The sequence below is a fragment of the Sinorhizobium sp. B11 genome (genome assembly GCA_039725955.1).
Classification (GTDB): Bacteria; Pseudomonadota; Alphaproteobacteria; order Rhizobiales; family Rhizobiaceae; genus Rhizobium.
Genome location: CP091033.1, coordinates 1,476,708 through 1,501,904, shown reverse-complemented (window position 1 = coordinate 1,501,904; position 25,197 = coordinate 1,476,708). Strand labels below are relative to the sequence as shown.

Sequence of the window (25,197 nt, the reverse complement as noted above, 5' to 3'; positions counted from 1 at the left end):
AGGATATGGGATTGCATATCGCCGAGCATCGTGTTAGCGATTGTTCCTGTCAAGAGGCAAAAGAAATACAGGGCCGGAATACGATGATGCTCAATGCCACGCCTGATCCGAGTGGTTTCATACAGCGCAGCAACAGTCTCGCGGACAGCGTCTACGAGGTGATTTTTGCGCAGCTCATGTCTCTTAAGATTGCTCCGGGTGCGCGCATCACCGTCGATAATCTGGTCAAGGAATTCAATGTTTCCCAGACCCCGATCCGCGAAGCGCTCGGCCGCCTCGAGGGAGAGGGGCTCGTCGTCAAGACGCATCTTATCGGTTACAGCGCTGCTCCGCAGATTACTCATCGTCGCTTCGATGAGCTCTATCACTTGCGGTTGCTTCTCGAGCCCGACGGTGCTGCGAGGGCGGCAAAGGCAATGGACGATGAAAAGCTCGCTATCCTCAGGGAGGCGGCCGGCGTCATGGGACGCCGGGAGGGAGCTGACGAACGGCTGCGCTATTCCACTTTCGCGCGGCAGGACGCCGTTTTCCATGACAGGATCATGGAATTTGCCGGCAACGAGCTCATTCGCCAAACTCTCAGCCACCAGCACACGCATTTTCACATCTTTCGACTGATGTTCCATTCCCGCGTCACCGAAGAGGCGTTGGACGAGCACGAGGCGCTTCTCTCTGCATTTGCGGCGGGTGACCCATCGGCTGCCGAGAAGGCAATGAGAACCCATCTCGAACATTCACGGGACCGGCTCGTGCCGGCCTTCGATTGAGAGGCGGGCAATGTCGAGCGTCATGACCATGGAGAGGAAGGGGAGGAGCGTGGTGTCCGAGAAAGACGGCCTCGTCTCTCATCCGGTCCTTCGTGCAGAGGGCATGTCGAAGCAGTACGGACCTGTCACCGTACTCTCGGAAGTCACGCTCGATATCTTGCCCGGCGAGATCCATGCCATCATCGGCGAGAATGGCGCCGGCAAGTCGACATTCATGCGGCTCCTTTCCGGTTACGCCGAGCCCACTGCAGGAACGCTGTCGATGGGCGGCCGCAAGGTCGGATTCTCAAAGCCGGAGCAGGCGCAGGAAGCGGGTATTGTCCTGGTGCACCAGGAGATCCTGCTTGCGGACGCCCTGACTGTCGCCGAAAATCTTTTCCTCGGCCGCGAGCTGATGCGTCATGGCCTGGTCGATGATCGGACGATGCGGCGTCTGGCCGTCGAAAAACTTCACGACCTTGGATGTCACGTATCGCCAAATGCTTTGGTGCGCGACATTTCGCTTGCGGATCGCCAGCTCGTGCAGATCGCGCGTGCACTCCTCGACGACTACAAGCTTGTCATTTTCGACGAACCGACTGCAGTCCTGACGGGCGAGGAGGTCGAGCGACTGCTTGCCATCATCCTGCAACTGAAGGAGCAGGGTGCTGCCGTACTCTACATCAGCCATCGCCTCGATGAAGTCCAGCGGCTTGCCGATAAGGTGACGGTGCTTAGAGACGGCAAGATGGTCGGCACATATCCCGGTCATAGCCTGACGCAGATGGACATGGCGCGGCTGATGGTTGGGCGCGATCTCGCCGCGCTTTATCCCGAGAAGACCGTAAAGCCAGCCCTGCAGGCGATGCTGGAAGTCCGGGACCTCGGCGTTCCCGGCTTCGCAAGCGACATCTCGTTTACCGCTCACAAAGGCGAGGTCCTCGGATTCGCCGGCATGATCGGTGCCGGCCGCACCGAAGTGTTCGAGGGCATCATGGGCCTGCGCCCTGCCACCGGAACCGTAAAATTGCAGGGCAGGGCGATTGATATCAGGCGTCCCCGGGCAGCGATGGATGCCGGCATCGGCTACCTGACCGAGGATCGCAAAGGCAAGGGCCTGCTGCTGCAGGAGCGGCTTGCGCCGAACCTCACGCTGTCCGCCCTCGGCAGATTTCATCCCGGTCTTCTGATGCGCCACCGTCGTGAGCAGAGCGCGCTCGTCGAAGCCGTCAACACCTACGACATCCGGCTGAAGAGTTACGCCGTCAAGGCGGGCCAGCTCTCCGGAGGCAACCAGCAGAAGCTTCTGCTCGCCAAGGTGCTTCTCACCGACCCTTCGGTGGTCGTCATCGACGAGCCGACGCGCGGGATCGACATCGCGAACAAGGCCCAGATCTACGCCTTCATCGAGCGCCTCGTCGCAGAAGGCAGGACGTGCATCGTCATCTCGTCCGAAATGCAGGAACTGATCGGAATCTGCGACCGGATTCTTGTGATGCGGGAGGGGCGCATCACGGGAGAGGTGACGGGCGACAGAATGACGGAACATGAGATTGCGCTTCTTGCCACCAGCGAGACGAAGGTTGCGGCGAAGCAGGGAGGAAGACAATGAGTGTGATTACGGGTTCGACGCCGGTTCGGCCGGAGCGGGAATGGAACATCGGCTGGTCGGATGTCGGCCCGTTCCTTGCGCTTCTCGCGCTGCTGCTGATCGGTTTTTCGATCAACCAGGATTTCCTCTCGGCGACCAATCTCGGCAATGTGATCACGCGAAGCGCCTTCATCGCGATCATCGCCGTCGGTGCGACCTTCGTCATCTCATCCGGTGGACTGGATCTTTCGGTCGGTTCGATGGCCGCATTCATCACGGGCATAACCATCATGTTCATGAACAGTATGGCTGCCGACTGGGGTGTCCTGGCAATACCCGCCGGCATGGCTATCGCGCTTGTCGTCGGGCTCATCTGCGGGCTGATGAACGGGCTCATCGTTACCGTCGGAAAGATAGAGCCCTTTATCGCGACACTCGGTACTATGGGGATCTTCCGCGCCCTCATCACCTATATGTCGGATGGCGGAACGATCCCGATCGATCGCAGCCTCCGCGATGCCTATCGGCCTGTCTACTTCGGCACCTTTGGCGGTATTCCCTTTCCGATCCTCATTTCGATTGCCGTTGCCGCTATCGCTTCCTTCATCCTCTACAAGATGAAGTACGGCCGGAAATGCGCTGCCGTTGGCGCGAATGAGGACGTGGCCCGCTACTCAGGAATTTCCATCATCAAGACGCGCACGATCGCCTACGCGATGCAGGGCGTATGTGTTGCGATCGCTGCGATCTGCTATGTGCCGCGCCTCGGAGCGGCGACGCCGACCACCGGCGTGCTGTGGGAATTGCAGGTGATCACTGCGGTCGTCATCGGCGGAACTGCCCTGCGGGGCGGCAAGGGCCACGTCTGGGGCACGGTCGCCGGAGCGGTCATCCTCGAACTCATCGCCAACCTCATGGTGCTCTCGGATTTCGTATCCGAATATCTCGTCGCCGGCGTTCAGGGCGTCATCATCATCATCGCCATGCTCATTCAAAGATTCTCGAAGTAACCGCGTCCGGACCGCGCGGATTGATGTTTGTGGTCCGATTCTGGGAGGAATGAATGTCTAGAAAATGGATTGCGGCCCTGGCCGTCAGTACGGTGCTGCTCGCCGGTCAGGCCCTTTCGGCAGACAAGAAGGTTGTCGCCGTGTCGATCCCGGCAGCCGACCATGGCTGGACGGCGGGCATCGTCTATCACGCACAGGCTGCCGCCAAGGAAGTCAATGCCGCTTTTCCGAATGTCGAGGTCGTCGTGAAGACCTCGCCTTCGGCAACGGCGCAGGTGAGCGCGCTTGAAGATCTGTCCGCAGGACGCAAGCTCGATGCACTGGTCATCCTGCCCTATACGTCGGAGGAACTGACGACGCCGGTCAAGGCGGTCAAGGATGCCGGCACCTTCATCACCGTCGTGGACCGTGGCCTGAACGACCAGTCCATCCAGGACCTCTACCTTGCCGGCGACAACATCGCGGTTGGCCGCAATACGGCGAAATTCATGATCGACAAGCTGGGCGGCAAAGGCAACCTCGTCGTCTTGCGCGGCATTCCGACCGTCATCGACGATGAACGCATCCAGGGCTTTCAGGATGCCATCAAGGGAACCGATCTCAAGATTCTGGACATCCAGTACGCGAACTGGAACAGTGATGACGCCTTCAAGCTGATGCAGGACTATCTTGCCAAATACCCGCAGATCGATGCTGTCTGGGCAAATGATGACGACATGCTTCTCGGTGTGCTCGAGGCTGTCAAGGAATCGGGTCGCAAGGACATCAAGCTTGCCCTCGGCGGCAATGGCATGAAGGACATCGTCAAGAAGGTTATCGACGGCGATCCGATGACGCCAGTCGAGACACCCTATCCGCCGTCCATGATCAAGACCGCCATCTACATGACCGTTGCCAATATTGTCGGCCAGGCGCCGGTGCGAGGCACTGTCAAGCTGGATGCGCCGCTGATCACGCAGGAGAATGCCAAGGAATACTATTTCCCCGACTCTCCGTTCTGATGAGACCGAAACCGGGGGCGGCCGCAGCCGCCCCATTGCATGAAGAAGAGGAGCAAATCATGCCTGGTAAGAAGATACTGATGCTGACCGGTGAATTCACCGAGGAATATGAAATCTATGTCTATCAGCAGGCGATGGAGGCAGTCGGCCATACGGTCCACGTGATCTGCCCCGACAAGAAGGCGGGCGACCTGATCAAGACCTCGCTCCACGATTTCGAGGGCGATCAGACATATACAGAAAAGCTCGGGCACTTCTTCACGATCAACAAGACCTTCTCGGAGGCCGAGGCGCAGCTCGATCAATATCATGCAGTCTACTGCGCAGGCGGTCGCGGCCCCGAATATATCCGCACCGATAAACGTGTTCAGGCAATCGTGCGGCATTTTCACGAGAAGCAGAAGCCGATCTTTACGATTTGCCACGGCGTCCAGATTCTGATTGCCGTCGACGGTGTGGTTCGCGGCAAGAAGGTCGGTGCCCTCGGGGCTTGCGAACCGGAAGTCACGCTTGCAGGCGGTACCTATATCGATCTGTCGCCGACCGAAGCCTATGTCGATGGTACCATGGTTTCCGCGAAGGGATGGACCGCACTTGCGGCATTCATCCGCGAATGCCTGAAAGTGCTCGGCACGGAAATCCGTCACAGCGACGATATCGCCAAGGCAGCCTGAGCCTGCACTCACGGCACGGCTTGTTCTTTTAGTTCGATGATCAGGCAATCCTCGCAGAATGCGGGGGTTGCCTTTCCAGGGCGGTCCCTTCCTGCCCGCAGATGGCATCACGACGGCGCCGAGAGGGCCTACGCAATCTTCCGAACGTCGCTTCAATTTAGATTATAAGTCTGAGGATTTTCGGCGGGCGGGTTGCGATGCTCATCGATGGTTTGAGCAATGCAAGCGAATGCACTCACGATCTGAGGCAGGGTTCCACAGGTGAGGCTCTTCCGTCACCGCTCGCGCGCTAGGGCGCCTCAGCGAAATCGGCGCTCAGCACGGCTTCCTTCAATGCACGCGAGTAGGAGTGCTGGGGATTGTCGAGGACCTTGCGTGCCTCGCCCTGCTCGACGATCTCGCCCTTGCGCATGATAATAATCCGGTCGCTGATATAGTAGGCGGTGGCGAGATCATGCGTGATGTAGACAATCGAAAGTCCAAGCTCGCGTTTCAATTGATCGAAGAGATTGACGATTGCCATGCGCAGGGACGCGTCAACCATCGATACCGGCTCGTCGGCGATGAGCAGACGCGGCTGCGGGATCAGGGCACGGGCAATTGCGGCGCGCTGTAGCTGTCCTCCGGACAGTTCATGCGGAAACCGGCCCTTCACTTCCGCAAGACTGAGCCCCACATGGCCGAGAGCCTCATCGGCCAATCGTTCGATCTGTTGGCGATCCGACTTGCCGGCGCCGGCCGAGAAGTTCCTCGCCGTCTCGAAGAGGTAGCGATCCACGCGCTTGAGCGGATTGAAGGCTTCGAAGGGGTTCTGCAGAACTGGCTGCACTTCCCTCATGAAGGCGCGACGCTCCGCCTTGCCGTGCAGGGCCACCGCTTTCCCACGAAAATGAAGTATGCCTTGCGTGGGCGCCGTCTGCCCGAGGATCATTGCTGCAATCGTCGATTTTCCCGAACCCGATTCTCCGACGATGGAGAGAATCTCCGGTTCGCTGCCGATCTCGAAGCTGACATCCTTGACCGCCACGATCTGCCGGCGGCCTAGCATGCCGCCCTGACGGTAGATTTTCGTGACATGAGAGAGAGTGAGAAGAGCGTTCAAGCCTGATCTCCCGTAACCGCAAAGCACGCCACTCGCCGATCCGGCTCAACCGTGACCATCGGCGGCACCTTTTGCGAACAGATCTCCATCCGCTTCGGGCAGCGCGGATGGAACCGACAGCCTTCAGGCGGCATGGCAAGGTTCGGCGGCCGCCCCTCGAGTGAAGGCCGGGCCTTCGCATCGCCGATACGCGGCAGGCTGCCGACCAGATGCTGCGTGTAAGGATGCAGCGGCAGCGCAAAGAGCTTGCGGGTCGGCGCTTCCTCGACGAGACGCCCGGCATAGACGATGCCGATACGGTCAGAAACGGTCGCATGCACACCCATGTCATGGGTGACGAACAAGAAGGAGGAGCCTATTTCATGCTGGATTTCGCGGATCATCGACAGCACGTCGCGCTGTACGATGACGTCGAGCGCCGTTGTCGGCTCGTCGGCAATGATGAACTCAGGCGTCAGGATCGTCGCGAGCGCGATCGTCATACGTTGGCGCATGCCCCCGGAGAGTTCATGCGGATAGGCCTGGAGCAGATGCGGATCGAGTTTCAATCTCTGGAGGTGCGAGCCGACTTTCGCGAAGAACTCACTCTTGCCGACTTTCATGTGACGCAAGGCGAAATCGGTGAAGGAGTGATGGATGCGCCGAACCGGGTTCAGCACGTTCATTGAGCCCTGCATGATGTAGGACAGATGCAGCCAGCGAAGCGCCATGCGTTCGTCCGGCGTCATGGCGTATATGTCCTGCGTACCGCCGGCAAAATGGAAGACGACCTTGCCCGATACGACCTTGAGCGGCGGCCGGATCGCACCGGCAATCGTCTTGATCAGCGTCGTCTTGCCGCTGCTGGATTCGCCGGCGACCCCATAGATTTCACCGCGACCGATCGTAAGGGTAATGTCGTCGACTGCGCGCACTTCGCGGTCGACGCCAAAAAGGAAGGCGCGGTAATAGGCTTTCAGGTTCTGGACTTCGACCAGGGCATCCATGGCTAACCTCCCATCCGGTTCAGCCGGCTGCGCGGATCGTTGTATTCGTTCATCGACATGGACAGGAGAAACAGTGCCAGGAAGAGAACGACGATGACGGCAACGGGTGCAGCCACCCACCACCAGGTGCCGGCGATGAGCGCCGAATGGGCGTTGGCCCAATAGATCATCATGCCCATGGTCGGGGTCTCGATGTCGGTGAAGCCAAGCACCGACAAGGTGATCTCCATCCCGATAGACCAGATCATGTTGTTCATCGTCGTGGCAAAGACGATCGGCAGGACATAGGGCAAATGCTCCTCGACGAGGATCTTGCGCATGCTCATGCCGGAATAGACGCTCTGAGTGGTAAACGGCCGCGTTTTAAGGCTGATCGCAACAGAACGGATGAGCCTCGCATCATAGGACCAGCCGAGAGCTGCCATGATGACGATGAGAGCTGTCCAGGTCATGCTGTCCTTCAGCACAAAATAGAACAGGATCAGCAGCGGAAATTGCGGAATGACCATGACGCTGTCGTTGATCGCCATGAGGACCCGGTCAACCACGCCGCCGGCATAACCAGCGACCAGGCCAACGACGAGCGATATGATGCGAGACAGGAAGGCGACGCCGATACCGAAATAGAGCGTGTTGCGCAGCGCAGTCGTCAGCTGCCAGAAGACGTCCTGGCCGCGCGACGTGGTGCCCAGCCAATAGTCTCCGTCCGGCGGCATATCGGGCGGCAGGAGGTAGATGTCCGTGGCGCCATAGGGCGAGAAATAGGACAGGATGACCAGGCCCACGATGATGGCAAAGAGTGCCAGACCGCTCAGGAATTCCATGTTGTGGCGCGTCAGGTCGCGCAGGATTGTGAACATGGCCTACTCCACCTTGATGCGCGGATCGATGAGCGGGCTCAGGATGTCGATGATGAAGACGGCGGCCGCGACGCCGACGATCGATAAGGCGCTGAGGCCGAGCACGAGGCTGTAGTCGCCAGCATGGACGGCTGATATCAGCAGGTTTCCGATGCCGGGATAGCCGAAGACGATCTCGGTAATGACCGTGCCGTTGAAGATAGCGCCGAGCGACATCGCCAAGCCCGTAAACTGCGGCACCATGGCGTTGCGGGCGATATAGGAGCGCAGGATGCGCCGCTTCGGCACGCCGCCGAGCTCGGCAAAGACCACATAATCCTCCGTGATGATGTTGGAGACCAGAGCACGCATCCCGATCAACCAGCTGCCGGTGCCGACGAGGATCAGCGAGAATGCGGGCAGGATGGAATGCTCGAGAATGTCGATAACAAGGGAGAAAGACAGGTCGAGATTGGCATTCATCTCATAGCCGCCATTGATCGGCAGAATCGGCCAGACATAACCGAAGACAATGAGCAGAACGAAGGCCAGAATGTAATAGGGGATCGGCAACATCGCGATGAAAACGAGGCTGACCGCTTTCAGGATCATGTTCTTCCTGTGGTAACCGGCAAGCGCACCGATCGCGTTGCCGAGCACGAAGGTAATCAGCGTGGAGACCGTCATCAGACCGATCGTCCAGGGCAGGGAACGCATTATGATGGTCGAGACCGGTGTGGGGAAGGCCGAGAGCGAGGGGCCGAGGTCACCTGTCGCGAGCCGAAGCCAGAAATGCAGGTATTGCTGCCAGATCGAGCCATTCAGTCCGTAAAGCTCCCGAAGCGACTGGCGCATCAGTTCGATCGCGTTTGGATCGGATTGCCCCATCTGCGTTATGGAGCCTATGCTCTCTTCGACCGGATCGATCGGGGTCAGGTGGGTGACGAAGAATGTTATGGTCACGCCAAGAAATACGACGAGCAGAAACTGACCGAACCGCTTCAGCACAAAGATCAGATAGGACGTCATAGGGTGGTGGTTCCTCTCTGGGTCCCTTCATCGAAAGGATCGACGGGCAGATTGCCCGCCGATAAGGGGGCCGGCGCGAAAGGGCCGCGCCGGCGGTGGGAGGATTATTTCGGTTGTGCCGGTTTCAATTTGACCATCATCAACCTGGAATTCGCCCAGTTCGGTACCGGATCGGTATAAGGGTCTGATATCGTCGGGTAACCGGTCCAATAGGTCGTGTCCATCGAGGTGAAGACGTTATAGGACATCAGCGGTATCGTCGGCATTTCGCGGGCGACCAGCTTGAGATAATCCTTGCCAAGCTCAAGGCCCTTCGGATCGTCGGCGCCGATGCCGCGAATGCTTTCGATGATCTTGTCGAGTTCCGGATTGCTCCAGCGCTGCCAGTTGCGCGGCGGCTGGTTCTCACCCTTCTTTGCCACGAACTGTGAGTGCCAGCTGTCGAGGAAGAACGACAGATCGGGATCGCCGCCCCAGGTTTCCACGCTCCAGGCAATTGCTACCTGATAGTCGCCGGGCTGCAGCGCAACCTGCCAAAGTTTCGTGACCGGCACGGCTTTGGCGTCGATACCGAAAGAGGCCCATTGCTGTGCGATGAGCGTTCCGGCCCGAGTGAAGACGGAGCGGGTGTCGCCCTCGACGGTCATCCGGATCTTGAACGGCTGGCCGTCCGGGGTCATCCATTTGCCGCCGGTCTTCTTGAAGCCTGCTTTTTCCAGCAGTTCGGCTGCTGCCTGCGGATCCGGTTTCCACCAGCCATAGCCGAACGCGCTATTGATGGCGGCGGGGTCCGTCGGGATCTGATCCTTGTATTTTGGCTGCTTGCGCAGGATATCGGCAATCTGCTGGCCAACTGTCGGATCGTAAGGCTTGATCTTGCGCTTGCCCGTATCGATCTCGAAGTCCTTCAGCCAATCCTGCAGAGGAGCCTGATAGTCCGTCATGGCAATGGCCGTTGGCGGTACACCGAGTGCCGAAAGCGTGGCCGCACCGCGATAGCTCGCCATGTCCACGGCCTTGATATCGATCAGCAGCGCCAATGCCCAGCGGACATCCGGGTTCTGGAAGGTCGGATCCTGCGTATTGAAAATGACAGCCGGAAGCGTCGGGTCCGGATGAGCAAAGGGGAAGCCCGGGAACCAGCTATCGACGCTCTTCGACTTTTCCTTGAGCGTGAACATGCCTTCCGGCGTATTGTCGTGGATGATATCGAGATTGTGCTCGAGCTGGGCGATGGTGCGTTTATCCGGCGGGCCTGGGTCGACATAGGTTACATATTTTGGAGCAGGCTCGCCGAACCGGCCAAGCGAAGTCCGCTGCCAGTCGTCGCGCTTCTCCCATGTGTACCATTTGCCCTGGGGGTCATAGGTCTTCAGCTTGTAGGCGCCCAGTGAGACGGGGTTGGCGAAGTCATAGCGAACCGGATCGGCGATCTTTTCGAAGACGTGCTTCGGCATGATCCAGGCACCGTTCCAACGCACGGTGAAGATCGCATGAAAACGGGAGTTGGGCTTTTTCAGCTTGAAGACGACCGTATAGGGATCGGTCGCTTCGACGCTCGCCACCTGCACGGAAAAGGCAGCACTCCAGACCATGCCGGGATGGTCCATCTGCGTCTTGACCGTGTAGACCAGGTCGTCAGCGGTGAATTCCACGCCGTCGCTCCAGTAGAGCCCCTTGCGCAGTTTCACCGTCATCTCGGTGAAGTCGGCATTGTATTGCGGTTTGTCGGCGGCAAGGGAATTGTCCCAGGTCGAGCCGCCGAGGCCTTTTTCCGGATCGATGTACCAGAGCGTGTCCATGGTCAACTGCTGCAGGCCGGTCGAAACACCGCCGCCGCCGTTGACCCAAATATTGAACCAGCCGGGGTTCTTGATGGTGCCTTCCGGGTTTTCGACGATGAGAGTGTCCTTGCGAGGCAAGGATTTATAGTCATCCGCCTTAGCCGCGGCCATCAGGCCGAGCGTCGCCAAGGCGACGCCGAATGCAAGCTTCTTCCAATGCTGCATTATCTCCTCCCTTTGAATGCGACGAGAGCGCGGCCGCAATGGACGCATGGGACGTCGCGGTTTTAGGGTTCGCAGCGGCATAGGGACTTGCACTTGTCAGGTCAGATGCTTCTGCGAACCATTTCTCCGGCTCGGCTGCCTCCTCGCAGCGAGCGGATATTCTCCAGGCCAGCACGAGAGTGATGGCCGGAATGGCGTCAGACCGAAAGCCGGATGACGCTGTAGGACAGAGGCTTCAGGCTCGCGCGCAATCTGCCGTCCTCGACTTTCGCGTTCTCGACTTTGATCGGGGCAACCGTCTCCGGCTGCCGTGCCGTGTTGACCGCCTGCAGGTCAGGATGCGTCATCTCCAGCTGCTCGAGCACACGGGCATTGGCAAAGCCATCCAGCCGGGCGTCGAGGTCAAGCGCGCTTTGCGGATGACGGTTGACGATAAAGAAGGTCAGCGTCTTGCCGTCGTCGGAAAGCACTGCGGATGTGTCCAGATAGGGCACATCGTCCGCTTCGTCGCAATCGTAGGTCGGCGCGTCGGTGATCAGTTGCAGGGCCGATCCCCGGCCGTATTTCGACGCGAAGTAGAAGGGATAATAGATCGTCTGACGCCAGGCCGGACCGCCATTCTCGGTCATGATCGGAGCGATGACATTGACGAGCTGGGCGATGCAGGCGATGCGCACGCGGTCCGAACGGCGGATGAAGGTGTTGAGAATCCCGCCGACCTGCAACACGTCCTCGAAATTATAGACGTCTTCGAGAAGGTGTGGGGCATCGGGCCATTCGTTTTTGGCGAGGATATCCTTGTCCTGCTGGTTGGAATGATACCAGACATTCCATTCGTCGAAGGAAATGCCGATCGTCTTCTTCGACCGCTTCTTCGCCTTGATGTAGTCGATCACACCGCCGATCGTGGTGATGTAACGGTCAAGCTTCGTCGTGCGGGCAAGGTAGTTGAGCGTATTTTTCTCGCGGTTTGCGAAATACATATGCAGGGAAATATAGTCGGCGCTGTCATAGCACTCGTTGAGGACCTCTGCTTCCCAATCCGGATAGGTCTTCATATCGGAATGCGAGGAGCCGCAGACCACGAGTTCCAGCGACTTGTCAAAATTCCGCATGGCCTTTGCCGTTTCGTCGGCGAGCCGGCCATATTCGTGCGCTGACTTGTGTCCTACCTGCCAGGGGCCGTCCATTTCGTTGCCGAGGCACCACAATTTGACGTTATGAGGTGCCTCCCAACCATGCTTGCGACGCAGGTCCGACCAATAGGTGCCGCCGGGATGATTGCAATATTCGAGGAAATTGCGGGCCGAATCCAGCCCGCGTGAGCCGAGGTTGACGGCGAGCATGGGCTCCGTCTTCGCCTTCTTGCACCAGTCGACGAATTCATTGACGCCGATTTGGTTGCTTTCTCGGGTACGCCAGGCAAGATCCAGCCGGACAGGACGGTCGGAACGCGGACCAACGCCATCTTGCCAATCATAGGCGGAAACGAAATTGCCGCCAGGGTAACGACAGTAGGGCGTATCGAGTTGCTGGACGAGATCGATAACGTCTTGCCGGAAGCCGTCCGCGTCTGCTGTCGGATGCCCTGGCTCGTATATGCCGCCGTAAACGGCTCTCCCGAGGTGCTCAAGGAACGAACTGTAAAGTCTGGGATCAATGCTCGCGACCCGAAAATCGCGATGAACAACAACATTCGCTTTCAACGAACCCTCCCGTAAATATCGATTTCTTCGTTCTTGTGCAGCTATCTTGATAGCTTGATGAGTGCGAGTCAATCGAACAGCGTGTGAGTTGTTGGCAGCCCGCCAGTAAAAAATAATAGTTATTTAACAATAATTTAGGGCGAAATTTCCGTCATCTAGAGAAAAATTTCTCGCGCCTTCGAAATCAGGATTTCCGATATTGTTCGTTAAATATAGAGGCGCATAACAATGTCGCGGCCATGATTCCCAAATCCACGGCCAAATATGTTGACGCCACCGGTATGGCTGGCGTTCTCGGCAATGCCGATCCGCAGGCGGATCGAGGAATGCTGCGCGAGAGCAAGGTCTTCCACCGTGACATTGGAGGTTGAGATGCCGTCGATGAATGTGCCTCGTGTGGAGATACGCCAGGTCTTCAACTTGCCGTACTGAGAGCCTTCCAGCTTCCACCAGGCAGGTGTGTGAGCACCGCGCTTGTCACCGTAATCGCCCGGAGAAGTCCAGGTGCCGACCGGTATTCCATTGACCCAGATCGTGATGTCCGAGGGCCAATCGGGATTGGTCCCAGGTACTTCAGAAGACAGTTCCATCGAGAATTCAATGGCGCGCACGTCCTTGTTCAAAACCTTGGCATTGTTCGGGAATTTGTATTCGACATAACCCCTCCCGAACCACACAAGACCGGCCTGCATGCGCTGTGGATCAAGGAAATAATCAGGAACATCGAGCAAGCCGATTACACTGTCACTGGAGCAAAGGCCGCATGGGGCGTGGATATCGCAGCTCGTGTAGAGCCCAACCGGCATCTCGACCTCGATGACGTCATCCGCCTTGTTGACGGACTTGTCCTCAAAGCTGATGAGGATTTCGTCATAAACCGCGGAGCAGATCTTCTGATTGCCCTTCCGGCCTTTGGCGAGGCGGGATTCGACCAATCCTACCTCTTCCAGAATTTGAATTCCGGTTGCGACGGTCGACTGCGGCAGCGACAGAGCCCGTGCCATGTCGTTGACGTTCATGGGGCCCTTTGAACACAAAAGTTTAAGGAGTTGCAGGCGTCCAGGCGCCGAGAGAGCTTTGATTACGGTGTCATTGACTCCGGCATCGATCGTCAAAAACGAGCGTTCCATGGCTTCTCCATGCTGCATCACATATCGATTTATATCGACAATGCTGATATAGCAAGCCGCGCGTGGATATAGATCGACTTCCCTGATTTAAATCTCAGCATTCGTTGAAATTGACAAGCGCGTCTCTCCGCAAAACCACGTCGGTTGGCAAACCGGAGTTACGAGCCGGAGTTATCCGGTACAATGCCCGTAATCTCGGGAACGAAGGCGGTGATCTTGCCGCTCGACGGAATATCCGGCGCCATGGAGCCGCATGCCAGACGTGCTGCGACTTCACCGATCAGACGACGTGGCGATTTGGATGTAGCGATCCTCACGGGAAGCGCAGCCGCGAGTTCAAGGCCGTTGAAACCCGCCATCAGAATGTCGTCAGTCCGGGAGGCCTCGATGCCGGCAAATGCACCCCCCGCGGCCATGTCGTCATTGGAATAATAGATACAGTCGAGGTTCGGCTCGTCACGCAGCAACTGCTGTGTCAGATATTTGCCGAGACTGACGGAGGAAAGGGTATCACCCAGCCTTTGCCCGATGATGGCGAGGCCGTTTTCATGCAGGGCGCGCTCGAAGCCGGCCTTGCGTTTTGCGGCACGCAGGTCCCGCTCCAGCGCACTGCCAATATAGCCGAAACGCTTTCGGCCGGAGGCAATCAGCGCTCTCGCCATTTCCTCGCCTGCCTTTCCGTGCGACAGGCCGACATTGAGATCGATCGGCGTACCATCGAGATCCATGATCTGAATGACGGGAATATCGGCGCTTTTCAGTATTCTCACCGTATCTTCGGGCTGGTCGAGACCGGTGACGATAATGGCGCTCGGCCGCCAGGACAGCATGTCCCTGATAACGTCCCGTTCCTTGCGCGTATCATAGTCTGAGAGCCCGAAGACCGCCTGCATTCCGGACCCTTCGAGCCCGGTCGAAATGCCTGCGAGCACCTCGGGAAAGACGATATTGGACATGCTCGGCACCACGACGGCGACGAGATTGGTTTTCTGTGACGACAATGAAAGGGCAAGCCGATTGCCGACGTAACCGAGTTGTTCCGTCGCCGTCAGCACTCTTTGGCGAGTTTGCGCGGAGACGTCAGGTGCACCACGCAGCGCTCGGGATACAGTCATCTTGCTCACGCCGGCCGCAGCGGCAACCTCTTCCAGAGTGGACTTGCGTATCCCCAAGGGGTCCCCCATCAGTGCCGACACCAGCACACGCGCATAAATTATAAGCCGATTTCGCAAAAAGAGGAATTGCCGACGCTTGACATATGTTACGAAATTGAGGCTTGTTATCGATACCGGTATCGATAACACCGTACTCAACGCTGGTATTCCGCGTTGGAGGAGGAGCTGTGCAGGACATACGGACAGCAGCGGTCATCGGCCTTGGATCGATGGGATGGGGCGCTGCCCTGTCGCTTTTGAGGGCGGGTTTTATCGTCCACGGATGTGACGTCCGGTCGGATGTATTGCAGCGCTTTTCGGAAGCGGGCGGCAAATCCTGCGAGACACCATCCAAAGCCACAGCGGAAGCCGATGTGGTGTTCGTGTTCGTCGTCAACAGCAGTCAGGCCGAGGATGTGTTGTTCGGGCCGGGCGGTTCGCTGGAGACGGCTCGCGCCGGCACCGTCTTTCTGCTTAGCGCGACCATGGCGCCGAGCGCCACAGTCGCGATTGCCGACCGACTGGAAGCTGCTGGCATGCTTGTCGTCGATGCGCCGGTTTCGGGCGGCCACGCCAAGGCGCTTTCCGGCGAGATGGTCGTTATGGGCTCTGGCTCGCCGGAGGCTTTTGCGCGCGCAGAACCGGCGCTCGATGCGGTCTCCGGCAAGGTCTTCCGGCTCGGGGACAGGCCCGGCCCCGGTTCGCAGGTGAAGATGATCAACCAACTGCTGGCTGGGGTGCATATCGCCGTGACGGCCGAGGCGATGACGTTTGCAGCCAAGACCGGGATCGACCTGAAGACGCTTTACGAAGTCCTGCGGGTTTCGGCAGGCTCCTCCTGGATGTTCGAGAACCGGGGCGAACATATCGTCTCGGGAGACTATACACCGCGCTCGGCGGTGGACATCTTCGTCAAGGATCTCGGCATCGTCGCCTCTGAGGCAGAGCGGGCAGGCGCCGCCACTCCGCTCGCTTCGACCGCGCTCTCGCTCTTCCAGCAGGCAGCCGACGCCGGTCTCGGCAAGGAGGATGATGCCGCCGTGGCAAAGGTCCTTGCCGAAAAGAGCGGCGTCGTCCTGCCGGGCATGACTGTTATTCGCTGACAGGCACTGGGCAAAGGAGACATGAGACTTATGTTCGATTGCTACCACCCGCAGATCATGCAAGGTAAGTTGACCTGCAGGTTGCAGTTTTGTTTGATTTTATCCGGTCGGTAACGTTCCTGCATATCGGTCCGGACTTTGGAAAACTTGAAGGAATAGATGGCGTTGCGCTTGGTGTGACGCGCGGAATCCAACCGGGGAGAACGGGTTCCGATCTGACACGAGGTCGTCTCGAAGAACGAGATCGGCGGCGCTGGGAGGTAAGCAGACATGCATGTGATGATTTTGGGTGCGGCAGGCATGGTCGGCCGCAAGCTGGTCGAAAGAATTGCCCGCGAACCCAACGCGCTCGGCACTACGATCAGTCGATTGACGCTGGTCGATGCATTTCAGCCGCCGGTACCCGAAGCCCTTCAGTCCCTGTCAAACGCCATGACGTTCGATCTTGCCCGGGCGGGTGTTGCCGACAAGCTGATCGAGGCCCGGCCGGATCTGATCTTTCATCTGGCGGCGATCGTTTCAGGCGAGGCGGAAGCGGATTTCGATAAGGGCTATGCCGTCAATCTCGATGGGACGCGCGCACTGTTCGACGCAATCCGCCAAGAGGGTCTGAAATCTCACTATGTGCCGCGTGTCGTGTTTGCTTCATCCATCGCGGTGTTCGGCACGCCTTTCCCTGATGTCATTCCGGACGAGTTCTTCTCCACGCCCCTGACAAGTTACGGAACCCAGAAAGCCATTGCCGAGTTGCTGCTTGCCGACTACTCGCGCCGCGGGATTTTCGATGGCGTCGGCATTCGCCTGCCGACGATCTGCGTGCGCCCTGGCGCACCGAACAAGGCCGCCTCCGGCTTCTTCTCCAACATCCTGCGTGAGCCGCTTGTTGGCAAGCCGGCCGTGCTGCCGGTCAGTGATGGCGTCCGGCACTGGTTCGCAAGTCCGAGGGCGGCGGTTGGTTTCTTCGTCCATGCTGCAAAAATCGATACGGCAAAAGTGGGGTCGCGGCGCAACCTGACCATGCCGGGTCTCTCGGCGCTGGTTTCGGAGGAAATCGATGCCCTGCGCCGGGTTGCAGGCGACAAGGCGGTTGCCTTGATCAAGCGCGAGCGTGACCCGGTGATCGAACGGATCGTCGCCGGCTGGCCCACCCAATTCGATGCGAAGCGAGCGTCCGAGCTCGGCTTTACGGCGGAGGCGAGCTTCGACGAGATCCTGCAGGTGCATATCGAGGACGAACTCGGCGGGAGGATTGCATGAGCGGGAGTTCCGGCGAGCAGTCGAAGATTGCCCTTGTGACTGGCGGAGGCACGGGTGTTGGCCGCGCAATCGCAAGAGGACTGGGGACTGCGGACTACAAAGTGGTCATTTCGGGGCGACGTGCCGAGATTCTCGAAAAAGCCGCCGCCGAACTCGCCAGCGAGACAGGTGCAGAAGTTACCGCAATCCGCGCCGATGTCGGCGATCCGCTTTCAGTCAGAGCATTGTTCGATGCGATCGAAAATCGGTATGGCCGCCTCGATCTCCTGGTCAACAATGCCGGTGTCTCGGCGCCGGGGATATCGTTGGAGGACGTATCTTTCGAAGACTGGAGCGCCGTCGTATCGGCCAATCTGACGGGCGCCTTTCTCTGCACGCAGCAGGCGTTCAGGCTGATGAAGGGTCAGATGCCGCGTGGCGGCCGCATCATCAACAACGGCTCGGTTTCGGCAACGACGCCACGTCCGAATTCCGCGCCCTATACGGCGACCAAGCATGCAATCACCGGACTGACGAAATCGACCGCTCTCGACGGTCGCGAATTCGATATCGCGTGCGGCCAGATCGATATCGGCAATGCGGCAAGCGACATGACGAAAAGAATGGCCACCGGCGTTCTTCAGGCGAATGGCACGACTGCCGTGGAGGAGACGATTGATCCCAAACATATCGCCGATGCGGTCGTCTATATGGCGGGCCTGCCGCTCAGCGCCAACGTGCTGACGATGACCGTGATGGCGACCAGGATGCCCTTCGTCGGGCGCGGGTGACCAGCGGTCCTGCGCCAGCGAAAAGCATGAGAATACGAATACATAGCATGTGATGCTCGATATCTGGGAGGAGGGAGTATGGCAGGTGTTCAATTCGCGGAAGTGCGAAAATCGTTCGGCGCATTTCCGGTCATCAAAGGCGTGAACATCGATATTGCCGATGGTGAATTCGTCATTCTCGTCGGCCCTTCAGGCTGCGGCAAGTCCACGCTGCTGCGCATGCTGGCGGGGCTGGAAAACATCTCCGCGGGCGAAATCCGGATCGGCGGGCGGGTGGTGAACACCTTGCCGCCGAAGGATCGCGACATCGCCATGGTCTTCCAGAACTACGCGCTCTATCCGCACATGACGGTGCAGCAGAACATGGGCTTTTCGCTGATGCTAAACAAGGCGCCGAAGGCCGAAGCCGAAAAGCGGGTGAAATATGCCGCCGGCATTCTCGGGCTCGATGCGCTGCTCGACCGTTATCCACGCCAGCTTTCCGGCGGCCAGCGCCAGCGTGTCGCCATGGGCCGCGCCATCGTGCGCGATCCGGAAGTCTTCCTTTTCGATGAGCCGCTCTCCAATCTGGATGCGAAGCTGCGCGTCGCCATGCGAGCCGAGATCAAGGAGCTGCACCAGCGGTTGAAGACCACTACCGTCTACGTCACCCACGACCAGATCGAAGCGATGACCATGGCCGACAAGATCGTCGTCATGCATGACGGGATCGTCGAGCAGGTAGGTTCGCCTTTGGAACTCTACGACAAGCCGGCCAATCTCTTCGTCGGCGGCTTCATAGGCTCGCCTGCAATGAACATGATCAAGGGCAGGCTCGATCCCGAGAATGCAGCGCGTTTTATCACTGCCGATGGCACGGCGCTTCCGGTCGCCAATGCGCCGGAAAGCGCTAAAGGACGTGATCTCGTCTACGGGCTTCGGCCTGAATATATCGTGCTCGATGCCGGCGGCCTGCCAGGTGAGATCGTCGTCATAGAGCCAACCGGTTACGAGACACATCTCACTTTGAAGCTTGGCGGCACAGATCTCAACTGTGTCTTTCGCGAACGCGTCAATGCACGGCCGGGCGAAAGCCTGCATGTGATGATCGACGCCTCGCATGTTCATCTCTTCGATGCAGAAGGCGGCCAGAGGTTGACCAATTAAGCCTTCAGGCGGGGCGCGGCAGAGGAGGAGTCTTCCCGCCCATTCGCCAGATGGCTGGCATCCCATTTCAGGATGCGGGTACCGTCGTTCATCAAGCGGGAGATGAATGTCGGAGAATTCTCTCCCGCTTTTTCCAGGAGGAGGAATATAATGACGATCAAGAGACGTGAATTTCTTGCCGCTTCGGCAGCAGCGGCCGGCGTCGCCGGTCTCGGCATCAGGCCGTCTTTCGCACAGGCAGAGCCGACCTACACGCCGGAAAGTGGAGCGAGCCTGCGCCTGCTTCGCTGGACACCCTTCGTGAAAGGCGATGAGGAGGCCTGGCTTGCAAATACCAAGAAATTCACGGAGGCGACCGGTGTCGAGGTCCGTATCGACAAGGAGAGCTGGGAGGACATTCGCCCGAAGGCTGCTGTTGCGGCCAATGTCGGTTCCGGGCCTGACCTTATCATGTGCTGGTTCGATGATGCCCACCAATATCCGGACAAACTGGTCGACCTGACCGAACTCGCCAACTATCTCGGCAACAAATATGGCGGCTGGTACGATGGGGTCAAAGGTTATGCCTCACGCGGCGATACGTTCATTGCCATGCCGCTGACGGCGATCGGCAATGCCGTGGTCTATCGCGACAGCCATGTGAAGGCGGCGGGCTTCAGCGAATTTCCCAAGGACACTGCAGGCTTCCTGGAGCTTTGCAAGGCCATGAAGGCAAAGGGCACGCCTGCCGGCTTCCCGCATGGCAAGGCCGTTGGTGACGGCAACAACTATGCCCATTGGCTGCTCTGGAGCCACGGCGGCAAGATGGTCGACGAAGGCGGCAAGGTAACGATCAACAGCCCGGAAACGCTGGCGTCGATCAACTATGCCAAGGAGCTCTATGCGACCTTCATTCCGGGCACGGAAAGCTGGCAGGACGTCAATAACAACCGCGCCTTCCTTGCCGGCCAGGTTTCGCTGATCGCCAATGGTGTGTCGGTCTATTACACCGCCAAGAACGATCCCAAGCTTGCAGAAATCACCAAGGACATTCGCACGACGAACTTCCCGATCGGCCCGGTCGGCCAGAGCGTCGAGCTTTGCCAGACGAGTTCATTGCTTCTGTTCAAGCACAGTAAATATCCGGAAGCCGCGAAGGCCTACATCAAGTTCATGATGGAAGCCGATCAGATGAATGCCTGGATCCAGGGTTCCAGCGCCTATTGCTGCCAGCCGCTCAAGGAATTCGCCAAGAACCCGATCTGGACTGCCGATCCGATCCATGCGCCTTACGCACGCGCCTCGGAAAAGCTGCGTCCGAACGGCTATGCCGGCCCGCTCGGCTATGCCTCGGCTGCCACCATGGCCGACTATGTTCTGGTCGACATGTATGCCGCCGCTGTTACCGGCCAGATGTCGCCGGAAGATGCGATGAAAGAGGCCGAGCGCAGGGCGAACCGCTACTACCGCGTCTGATCCCGCATTTTCCAAGACAAGCGGCATGCCGGAAACCGGCGTGCCGCAAGCCTTTAGGCTACAGCAATCTGGAGATAAGCAATGTCGACGGTGAATTCCGGGGATGCGCGCGCGCCGACGTCCGCGCTCCTGCAGAACAATAATGTGCTCGGCTTCCTGTTCATGCTGCCGGCGGCGGTCTTCCTGGTCTGCTTCCTGACCTATCCGCTGGGGCTCGGCGTCTGGCTTGGCTTCACCGATACGCGCATTGGCCGCGACGGTATCTTCATCGGGCTGGAGAACTACCAATACCTGATGGACGACAACGTCTTCTGGCTGTCGGTCTTCAACACCGTCCTCTATACCTTCATCGCATCGCTGCTGAAGTTCGCGCTTGGCCTCTGGTTGGCGCTGCTCCTGAACCAGCATCTGCCGTTCAAGAGTTTTTTCCGCGCGATCGTGCTTCTGCCCTGGGTCGTGCCTACCGTGCTGTCGGCCCTTGCCTTCTGGTGGATCTACGATTCCCAGTTTTCGATCATTTCCTGGTCGCTGATGGAGCTTGGCCTGATCGATGCACCGATCAACTTCCTCGGCGATCCCACCAATGCGCGTATTTCCGTCATTATCGCCAATGTCTGGCGCGGCATTCCCTTCGTGGCTATTTCGCTGCTTGCCGGCCTGCAGACCATTCCAGCCTCTCTGCAGGAGGCTGCCTCACTTGACGGGGCGACCAGCTGGCAGCGTTTCCGCTACGTGACGCTGCCGATGCTGACGCCGATCATCGCGGTCGTGATGACATTCTCGGTGCTTTTCACTTTCACCGATTTCCAGCTCATCTACGTGCTGACCAAGGGCGGCCCGGTCAACGCCACGCATCTGATGGCGACATTGTCCTTCCAACGCGGCATTCCCGGCGGCCAGCTCGGCGAGGGTGCTGCGATCGCCGTCGCCATGATCCCGTTCCTGCTTGGGGCGATCATGTTCAGCTTCTTCGGTCTGCAACGCCGCAAATGGCAGCAGGGCGGCCAGGACTAGGGAGAAAAACAATGTCGACCAATTCCAATACCGCCAACGTCGTCCTGACCGATAATGCCGAGGGCATGAGCTATCTGAACCGCCTGCCGCGGCGGGTGGTGATGCTCTATCTGCCGATGGCGGTTTTCGTCTTCGTGCTGCTCTTCCCGTTCTATTGGATGGCGATCACCGCGGTGAAGCCAAACGAACAACTGACAGACTATAGCAATTACAGCCCGTTCTGGGTGGTCGGGCCGACGCTTGATCATATCAAATATCTGTTCTTCGAAACGTCCTATCCGGGCTGGATGTGGAACACGATCCTTGTCGCCGTCTGCTCGACCTTCCTGTCGCTTGTGGCGTCGGTCTTCGGCGCCTATGCGATCGAGCGCGTGCGCTTTACCGGCTCCCGTTCCATCGGCCTCGTCATCTTCCTTGCCTATCTCGTACCGCCATCGATCCTGTTCATTCCGCTTGCCTTCATCGTTTTCAAGCTCGGCATCTATGACTCGCGGCTCGCGCTGATCTTCACCTATCCGACCTTCCTCATTCCCTTCTGCACATGGCTTCTGATGGGTTACTTCCGCTCGATCCCGTTCGAGCTGGAGGAAAGCGCACTGGTGGACGGCGCCAATCGCTGGCAGATCCTGACGAAGATCATTCTGCCATTGGCAGTGCCCGGCCTGATCTCGGCTGGCATCTTCGCCTTCACCCTGTCTTGGAACGAGTTCATCTACGCCCTGACGTTCATCCAGTCGTCGGAAAACAAGACGATCCCCGTTGGTGTGCTGACGGAGCTGGTGCGTGGCGATGTGTTCGAATGGGGATCGCTGATGGCGGGAGCCCTGTTCGGTTCGCTGCCCGTCGTCATCCTCTATTCGTTCTTCGTGGACTATTACGTCTCGTCGATGACCGGGGCGGTCAAGGAATGAAAGGGCAGAAGCTGCCCCTTGCCGAGTCTACCGATTATTCCTCTTCCGCCACTCGGCGAACTTTGCGCGCGGCGCTTCGCTGGTTGCCGGATAGAGCCCGATGATGGTCGCGCCGGCGAGCACTTCCTCGGTGACGAAATCCTCGTAGGCCGTCATCTCGACGGCCTCGTCGGCGATCTCCTCGGCAAGATGCAGGGGGATGACCATCACGCCCTCATTGTCGCCGACCACCACGTCGCCCGGGAAGACAGGAACATCGCCGCAGCCGATCGGCACATCGATCTCGATTGCCTGATGCAGGGTCAGGTTTGTTGGCGCTGACGGCCGGTGGTGATAGGCAGGGATATCGAGCCCGGCGATCTCAGGACTGTCACGGAAGCCACCGTCGGTCACGACACCGGCAACGCCGCGCACCTGCAGGCGCGAGACGAGAATCGAGCCGGCGGAGGCCGCACGCGCGTCCCGCCGGCTGTCCATGAGCAGCACTGCGCCCGGCGGGCAGCGTTCCACGGCTGCGCGCTGGGGATGTTCCGGATTGCGGAAAACATCGAGCGTGTTCAGGTCTTCGCGCGCCGGAATATAGCGCAGCGTGAAAGCCTGGCCGACCATGTTGGTCTTCTTCGGCGAGAGCGGGCGCACGTCCTGGATGAACTGGTTTCGCAGCCCGCGTTTGAAAAGGGCGGTACAAAGCGTTGCGGTCGAAACGCTTTTCAGCTTCTCACGCGTTTGCTCGCTGAAAGTGGTGGTCATATCTTGTCCTCCTGAAATCAATAGATATCCGGCTCGCCGGGGGCGGGGCCAAAGCCGGATTCCAGAAAATCGAAATCGCAGCCCGTATCGGCCTGGGCGATGTGGCGGGCAAACATCCAGCCATAACCGCGGCCGAACTTTTCTGGCGGCTTGACCCAGGCAGCACGACGGCGGGCCAGTTCCTCATCATCGACAAGCATGTCGATGCGGCGGGCTTCGAGATCGAGGCGAACAATGTCTCCAGTCTTCAACAGGGCGAGCGGGCCACCGACGTGCGATTCCGGGGATATATGGAGCACGCAGGCGCCGTAGCTCGTGCCGCTCATGCGCGCGTCCGAAAGCCGCAGCATATCGCGGTAGCCTTTCTTCAGCAGCGCCTTCGGCATCGGAAGCATGCCCCATTCCGGCATGCCGGGGCCGCCTTGCGGGCCTGCGCCGCGCAGAACCATGACGTGATCAGGGGTGATATCGAGGCTTTCGTCGTCGACGGCTCGCTTCATGTCCGGATAGCTGTCGAAGACGAGGGCAGGACCTTCATGCTTGTGGAAGCGCGGATCGCAAGCAGCCGGCTTGATGACGGCGCCGGTCGGCGCAAGATTGCCCTTCAGCACCGCGAGCGACCCTTCGTGATAGAGGGGATTCTCGAGCGAGCGGATGACATCGTCGTTGTAGCATCTGGCCCCTTCGAGCGTTTCGCCGAGAGTTACACCGGTCACCGTCATCGTCGAGAGATCGAGCTTGGACGAGAGCTTCGCCATCAACGCCCTCAGACCGCCCGCATAGTAAAAGTCCTCCATCAGATAAGTCTTGCCGGTTGGGCGTATATTGGCGAGCACAGGCGTCGCGCGGCCGGCGTGATCGAGATCGTCGAGCGTCAGCGGTATACCGGCCCGGCGTGCCATCGCGACCAGATGCACGATCGCGTTGGTGGAACAGCCCGTCGCCATGGCTACCGTCACTGCGTTATTCACTGCCGTCCGGGTGACGATCTTCGTCGGCACAAGATCCTCCCACACCATCTCGACGATGCGACGGCCGACTGCCGACGACATGCGGATATGGTTGGAATCGGCAGCGGGAATGGAACTTGCACCCGGCAGCGTCAGCCCAAGCGCTTCGGCGATCGCCGTCATCGTGCTTGCCGTGCCCATGGTCATGCAATGGCCATAGGAGCGGGCGATCCCGGCCTCCACTTCGACCCATTCGGTTTCGGAAATCGTGCCGGCCCGCCGCTCGTCCCAGAATTTCCATGCATCCGAACCGGAGCCCAGATATTCACCGCGATAGTTGCCGCGCAGCATCGGGCCTGCCGGCAAAAAGATCAGCGGCAGGCCCATGCTGAGCGCACCCATGATAAGCCCGGGCGTCGTCTTGTCGCAGCCGCCCATCAGCACCGTGCCATCGACCGGATGTGAGCGCAGCAGTTCTTCTGCCTCCATGGCAAGCATGTTGCGATAGAGCATCGTCGTCGGCTTGACGTAGCTTTCCGAGAGCGACAGTGCCGGCAGTTCGAGCGGGAAGCCGCCCGCCTGGAAGATGCCACGCTTCACATCCTCGACGCGATGTTTGAAAATGCGCATGGCATGGGTTGGCGTCTGACCAGGTATTGAGGATGGCGATGACGGGCTTGCCCGACCATTCCTCCGGCGCATATCCCATCTGCATGGTGCGGGAACGGTGCCCCGAACTTCTGAGGTCGTCAGGCGCGAACCATCTGGCGCTGCGCAGCATGGAAGGGTTTCTCCTGACATTCATTGTGAAGTCCTGTCTCGGATGAAAGAAAATGCCGCCCAATTCCGGCGCGACGTTGGACG

Annotated in this window: 21 protein-coding genes and 1 pseudogene; 12 read left to right on the top strand and 10 right to left on the bottom strand. The window is 59.0% G+C overall.

The features are described from left to right. Positions 1-86 precede the first annotated feature (86 nt). From LVY75_06690 to LVY75_06670, 5 genes are read left to right on the top strand one after another with little or no spacing between them, the layout of a single operon-like run. Positions 87-767: a GntR family transcriptional regulator gene (locus LVY75_06690; GenBank protein ID XAZ21347.1), complete on the top strand. Its 681-nt coding sequence runs from the start codon at positions 87-89 to the stop codon at positions 765-767. Positions 768-795: 28 nt separating this feature from the next. After that, on the top strand, positions 796-2,358 hold the full coding sequence (locus LVY75_06685) for a sugar ABC transporter ATP-binding protein (GenBank protein ID XAZ21346.1): 1,563 nt from the start codon (positions 796-798) through the stop codon (positions 2,356-2,358). Further along, on the top strand, positions 2,355-3,347 hold the full coding sequence (locus LVY75_06680; GenBank protein ID XAZ19827.1) for an ABC transporter permease: 993 nt from the start codon (positions 2,355-2,357) through the stop codon (positions 3,345-3,347). Before LVY75_06685 ends, LVY75_06680 begins: the two co-directional genes overlap by 4 nt. A gap of 53 nt (positions 3,348-3,400) precedes the next feature. Next, positions 3,401-4,348: a substrate-binding domain-containing protein gene (locus LVY75_06675; protein XAZ19826.1), complete on the top strand. Its 948-nt coding sequence runs from the start codon at positions 3,401-3,403 to the stop codon at positions 4,346-4,348. Between the two features lie 59 nt (positions 4,349-4,407). Further along, positions 4,408-5,022, top strand: coding sequence for a DJ-1/PfpI family protein (locus LVY75_06670; GenBank protein XAZ19825.1), 615 nt, complete (start codon positions 4,408-4,410; stop codon positions 5,020-5,022). A 289-nt stretch (positions 5,023-5,311) separates the two neighbouring features. Here LVY75_06670 and LVY75_06665 read toward each other — a convergent pair whose 3' ends face one another. From LVY75_06665 to LVY75_06630, 8 genes are all read right to left on the bottom strand, one after another. After that, positions 5,312-6,124, bottom strand: a complete 813-nt coding sequence (locus tag LVY75_06665) for an ABC transporter ATP-binding protein (protein ID XAZ19824.1) — start codon at positions 6,122-6,124, stop codon at positions 5,312-5,314. Next, positions 6,121-7,110 (bottom strand): ABC transporter ATP-binding protein, encoded by a 990-nt coding sequence (locus LVY75_06660; GenBank protein XAZ19823.1) that lies wholly within the window; start codon positions 7,108-7,110, stop codon positions 6,121-6,123. The genes LVY75_06665 and LVY75_06660 overlap by 4 nt, the downstream gene beginning before the upstream one ends. 2 nt (positions 7,111-7,112) lie before the next feature. Further along, positions 7,113-7,970, bottom strand: coding sequence for an ABC transporter permease (locus LVY75_06655; protein XAZ19822.1), 858 nt, complete (start codon positions 7,968-7,970; stop codon positions 7,113-7,115). Positions 7,971-7,973: 3 nt separating this feature from the next. After that, positions 7,974-8,978 (bottom strand): ABC transporter permease, encoded by a 1,005-nt coding sequence (locus tag LVY75_06650; protein ID XAZ19821.1) that lies wholly within the window; start codon positions 8,976-8,978, stop codon positions 7,974-7,976. Between the two features lie 104 nt (positions 8,979-9,082). Beyond that, positions 9,083-10,987, bottom strand: a complete 1,905-nt coding sequence (locus tag LVY75_06645; protein XAZ19820.1) for an ABC transporter substrate-binding protein — start codon at positions 10,985-10,987, stop codon at positions 9,083-9,085. A gap of 197 nt (positions 10,988-11,184) precedes the next feature. Further along, complete coding sequence (locus LVY75_06640; protein XAZ19819.1) at positions 11,185-12,693, bottom strand: alpha-N-arabinofuranosidase; 1,509 nt, start codon at positions 12,691-12,693, stop codon at positions 11,185-11,187. A 206-nt stretch (positions 12,694-12,899) separates the two neighbouring features. After that, a complete protein-coding gene (locus LVY75_06635; GenBank protein XAZ19818.1) occupies positions 12,900-13,823 on the bottom strand; it encodes a helix-turn-helix domain-containing protein in 924 nt (307 codons plus the stop codon). Between the two features lie 158 nt (positions 13,824-13,981). After that, complete coding sequence (locus tag LVY75_06630) at positions 13,982-14,938, bottom strand: LacI family DNA-binding transcriptional regulator (GenBank protein ID XAZ21345.1); 957 nt, start codon at positions 14,936-14,938, stop codon at positions 13,982-13,984. A 227-nt stretch (positions 14,939-15,165) separates the two neighbouring features. On the opposite strand from LVY75_06630, the gene LVY75_06625 reads away from it, so the two are divergent. From LVY75_06625 to LVY75_06595, 7 genes are all read left to right on the top strand, one after another. Beyond that, positions 15,166-16,080, top strand: a complete 915-nt coding sequence (locus tag LVY75_06625; protein XAZ19817.1) for an NAD(P)-dependent oxidoreductase — start codon at positions 15,166-15,168, stop codon at positions 16,078-16,080. A gap of 270 nt (positions 16,081-16,350) precedes the next feature. Beyond that, positions 16,351-17,337, top strand: coding sequence for an SDR family oxidoreductase (locus LVY75_06620; protein ID XAZ19816.1), 987 nt, complete (start codon positions 16,351-16,353; stop codon positions 17,335-17,337). After that, positions 17,334-18,107, top strand: coding sequence for an SDR family oxidoreductase (locus LVY75_06615; protein XAZ19815.1), 774 nt, complete (start codon positions 17,334-17,336; stop codon positions 18,105-18,107). Before LVY75_06620 ends, LVY75_06615 begins: the two co-directional genes overlap by 4 nt. Before the next feature lie 78 nt (positions 18,108-18,185). After that, positions 18,186-19,253, top strand: a complete 1,068-nt coding sequence (ugpC, locus tag LVY75_06610) for a sn-glycerol-3-phosphate ABC transporter ATP-binding protein UgpC (GenBank protein ID XAZ19814.1) — start codon at positions 18,186-18,188, stop codon at positions 19,251-19,253. Positions 19,254-19,403: 150 nt separating this feature from the next. After that, positions 19,404-20,708 carry an ABC transporter substrate-binding protein gene (locus tag LVY75_06605; GenBank protein ID XAZ19813.1) on the top strand — a complete coding sequence of 435 codons (1,305 nt, stop codon included), beginning with the start codon at positions 19,404-19,406 and terminating at the stop codon, positions 20,706-20,708. An 81-nt stretch (positions 20,709-20,789) separates the two neighbouring features. After that, positions 20,790-21,722, top strand: a complete 933-nt coding sequence (locus LVY75_06600) for a sugar ABC transporter permease (GenBank protein XAZ19812.1) — start codon at positions 20,790-20,792, stop codon at positions 21,720-21,722. Positions 21,723-21,733: 11 nt separating this feature from the next. Next, the gene (locus tag LVY75_06595; protein ID XAZ19811.1) at positions 21,734-22,633 is read left to right on the top strand and encodes a carbohydrate ABC transporter permease; all 900 of its coding nucleotides are present in this window, start codon (positions 21,734-21,736) and stop codon (positions 22,631-22,633) included. A 27-nt stretch (positions 22,634-22,660) separates the two neighbouring features. On the opposite strand, the gene LVY75_06590 is transcribed toward LVY75_06595, so the two are convergent. Together LVY75_06590 and LVY75_06585 are read right to left on the bottom strand one after the other, a co-directional pair. Then, positions 22,661-23,383, bottom strand: a complete 723-nt coding sequence (locus LVY75_06590; GenBank protein ID XAZ19810.1) for a ribonuclease activity regulator RraA — start codon at positions 23,381-23,383, stop codon at positions 22,661-22,663. Positions 23,384-23,400: 17 nt separating this feature from the next. Further along, positions 23,401-25,138: pseudogene (locus LVY75_06585) on the bottom strand (dihydroxy-acid dehydratase). Positions 25,139-25,197: the final 59 nt, after the last annotated feature.

Excerpts from the sequence above, each read along its gene's own strand:
- LVY75_06690 (XAZ21347.1), top strand. The coding sequence starts at position 87 with ATGCTCAATGCCACGCCTGATCCGAGTGGTTTCATACAGCGCAGCAAC.
- LVY75_06685 (XAZ21346.1), top strand. The coding sequence starts at position 796 with ATGGAGAGGAAGGGGAGGAGCGTGGTGTCCGAGAAAGACGGCCTCGTC.
- LVY75_06680 (XAZ19827.1), top strand. The coding sequence starts at position 2,355 with ATGAGTGTGATTACGGGTTCGACGCCGGTTCGGCCGGAGCGGGAATGG.
- LVY75_06675 (XAZ19826.1), top strand. The coding sequence starts at position 3,401 with ATGTCTAGAAAATGGATTGCGGCCCTGGCCGTCAGTACGGTGCTGCTC.
- LVY75_06670 (XAZ19825.1), top strand. The coding sequence starts at position 4,408 with ATGCCTGGTAAGAAGATACTGATGCTGACCGGTGAATTCACCGAGGAA.
- LVY75_06660 (XAZ19823.1), bottom strand. The coding sequence starts at position 7,110 with ATGGATGCCCTGGTCGAAGTCCAGAACCTGAAAGCCTATTACCGCGCC.
- LVY75_06655 (XAZ19822.1), bottom strand. The coding sequence starts at position 7,970 with ATGTTCACAATCCTGCGCGACCTGACGCGCCACAACATGGAATTCCTG.
- LVY75_06650 (XAZ19821.1), bottom strand. The coding sequence starts at position 8,978 with ATGACGTCCTATCTGATCTTTGTGCTGAAGCGGTTCGGTCAGTTTCTG.
- LVY75_06645 (XAZ19820.1), bottom strand. The coding sequence starts at position 10,987 with ATGCAGCATTGGAAGAAGCTTGCATTCGGCGTCGCCTTGGCGACGCTC.
- LVY75_06635 (XAZ19818.1), bottom strand. The coding sequence starts at position 13,823 with ATGGAACGCTCGTTTTTGACGATCGATGCCGGAGTCAATGACACCGTA.
- LVY75_06630 (XAZ21345.1), bottom strand. The coding sequence starts at position 14,938 with ATGACTGTATCCCGAGCGCTGCGTGGTGCACCTGACGTCTCCGCGCAA.
- LVY75_06620 (XAZ19816.1), top strand. The coding sequence starts at position 16,351 with ATGCATGTGATGATTTTGGGTGCGGCAGGCATGGTCGGCCGCAAGCTG.
- LVY75_06615 (XAZ19815.1), top strand. The coding sequence starts at position 17,334 with ATGAGCGGGAGTTCCGGCGAGCAGTCGAAGATTGCCCTTGTGACTGGC.
- ugpC (XAZ19814.1), top strand. The coding sequence starts at position 18,186 with ATGGCAGGTGTTCAATTCGCGGAAGTGCGAAAATCGTTCGGCGCATTT.
- LVY75_06605 (XAZ19813.1), top strand. The coding sequence starts at position 19,404 with ATGACGATCAAGAGACGTGAATTTCTTGCCGCTTCGGCAGCAGCGGCC.
- LVY75_06600 (XAZ19812.1), top strand. The coding sequence starts at position 20,790 with ATGTCGACGGTGAATTCCGGGGATGCGCGCGCGCCGACGTCCGCGCTC.
- LVY75_06595 (XAZ19811.1), top strand. The coding sequence starts at position 21,734 with ATGTCGACCAATTCCAATACCGCCAACGTCGTCCTGACCGATAATGCC.
- LVY75_06590 (XAZ19810.1), bottom strand. The coding sequence starts at position 23,383 with ATGACCACCACTTTCAGCGAGCAAACGCGTGAGAAGCTGAAAAGCGTT.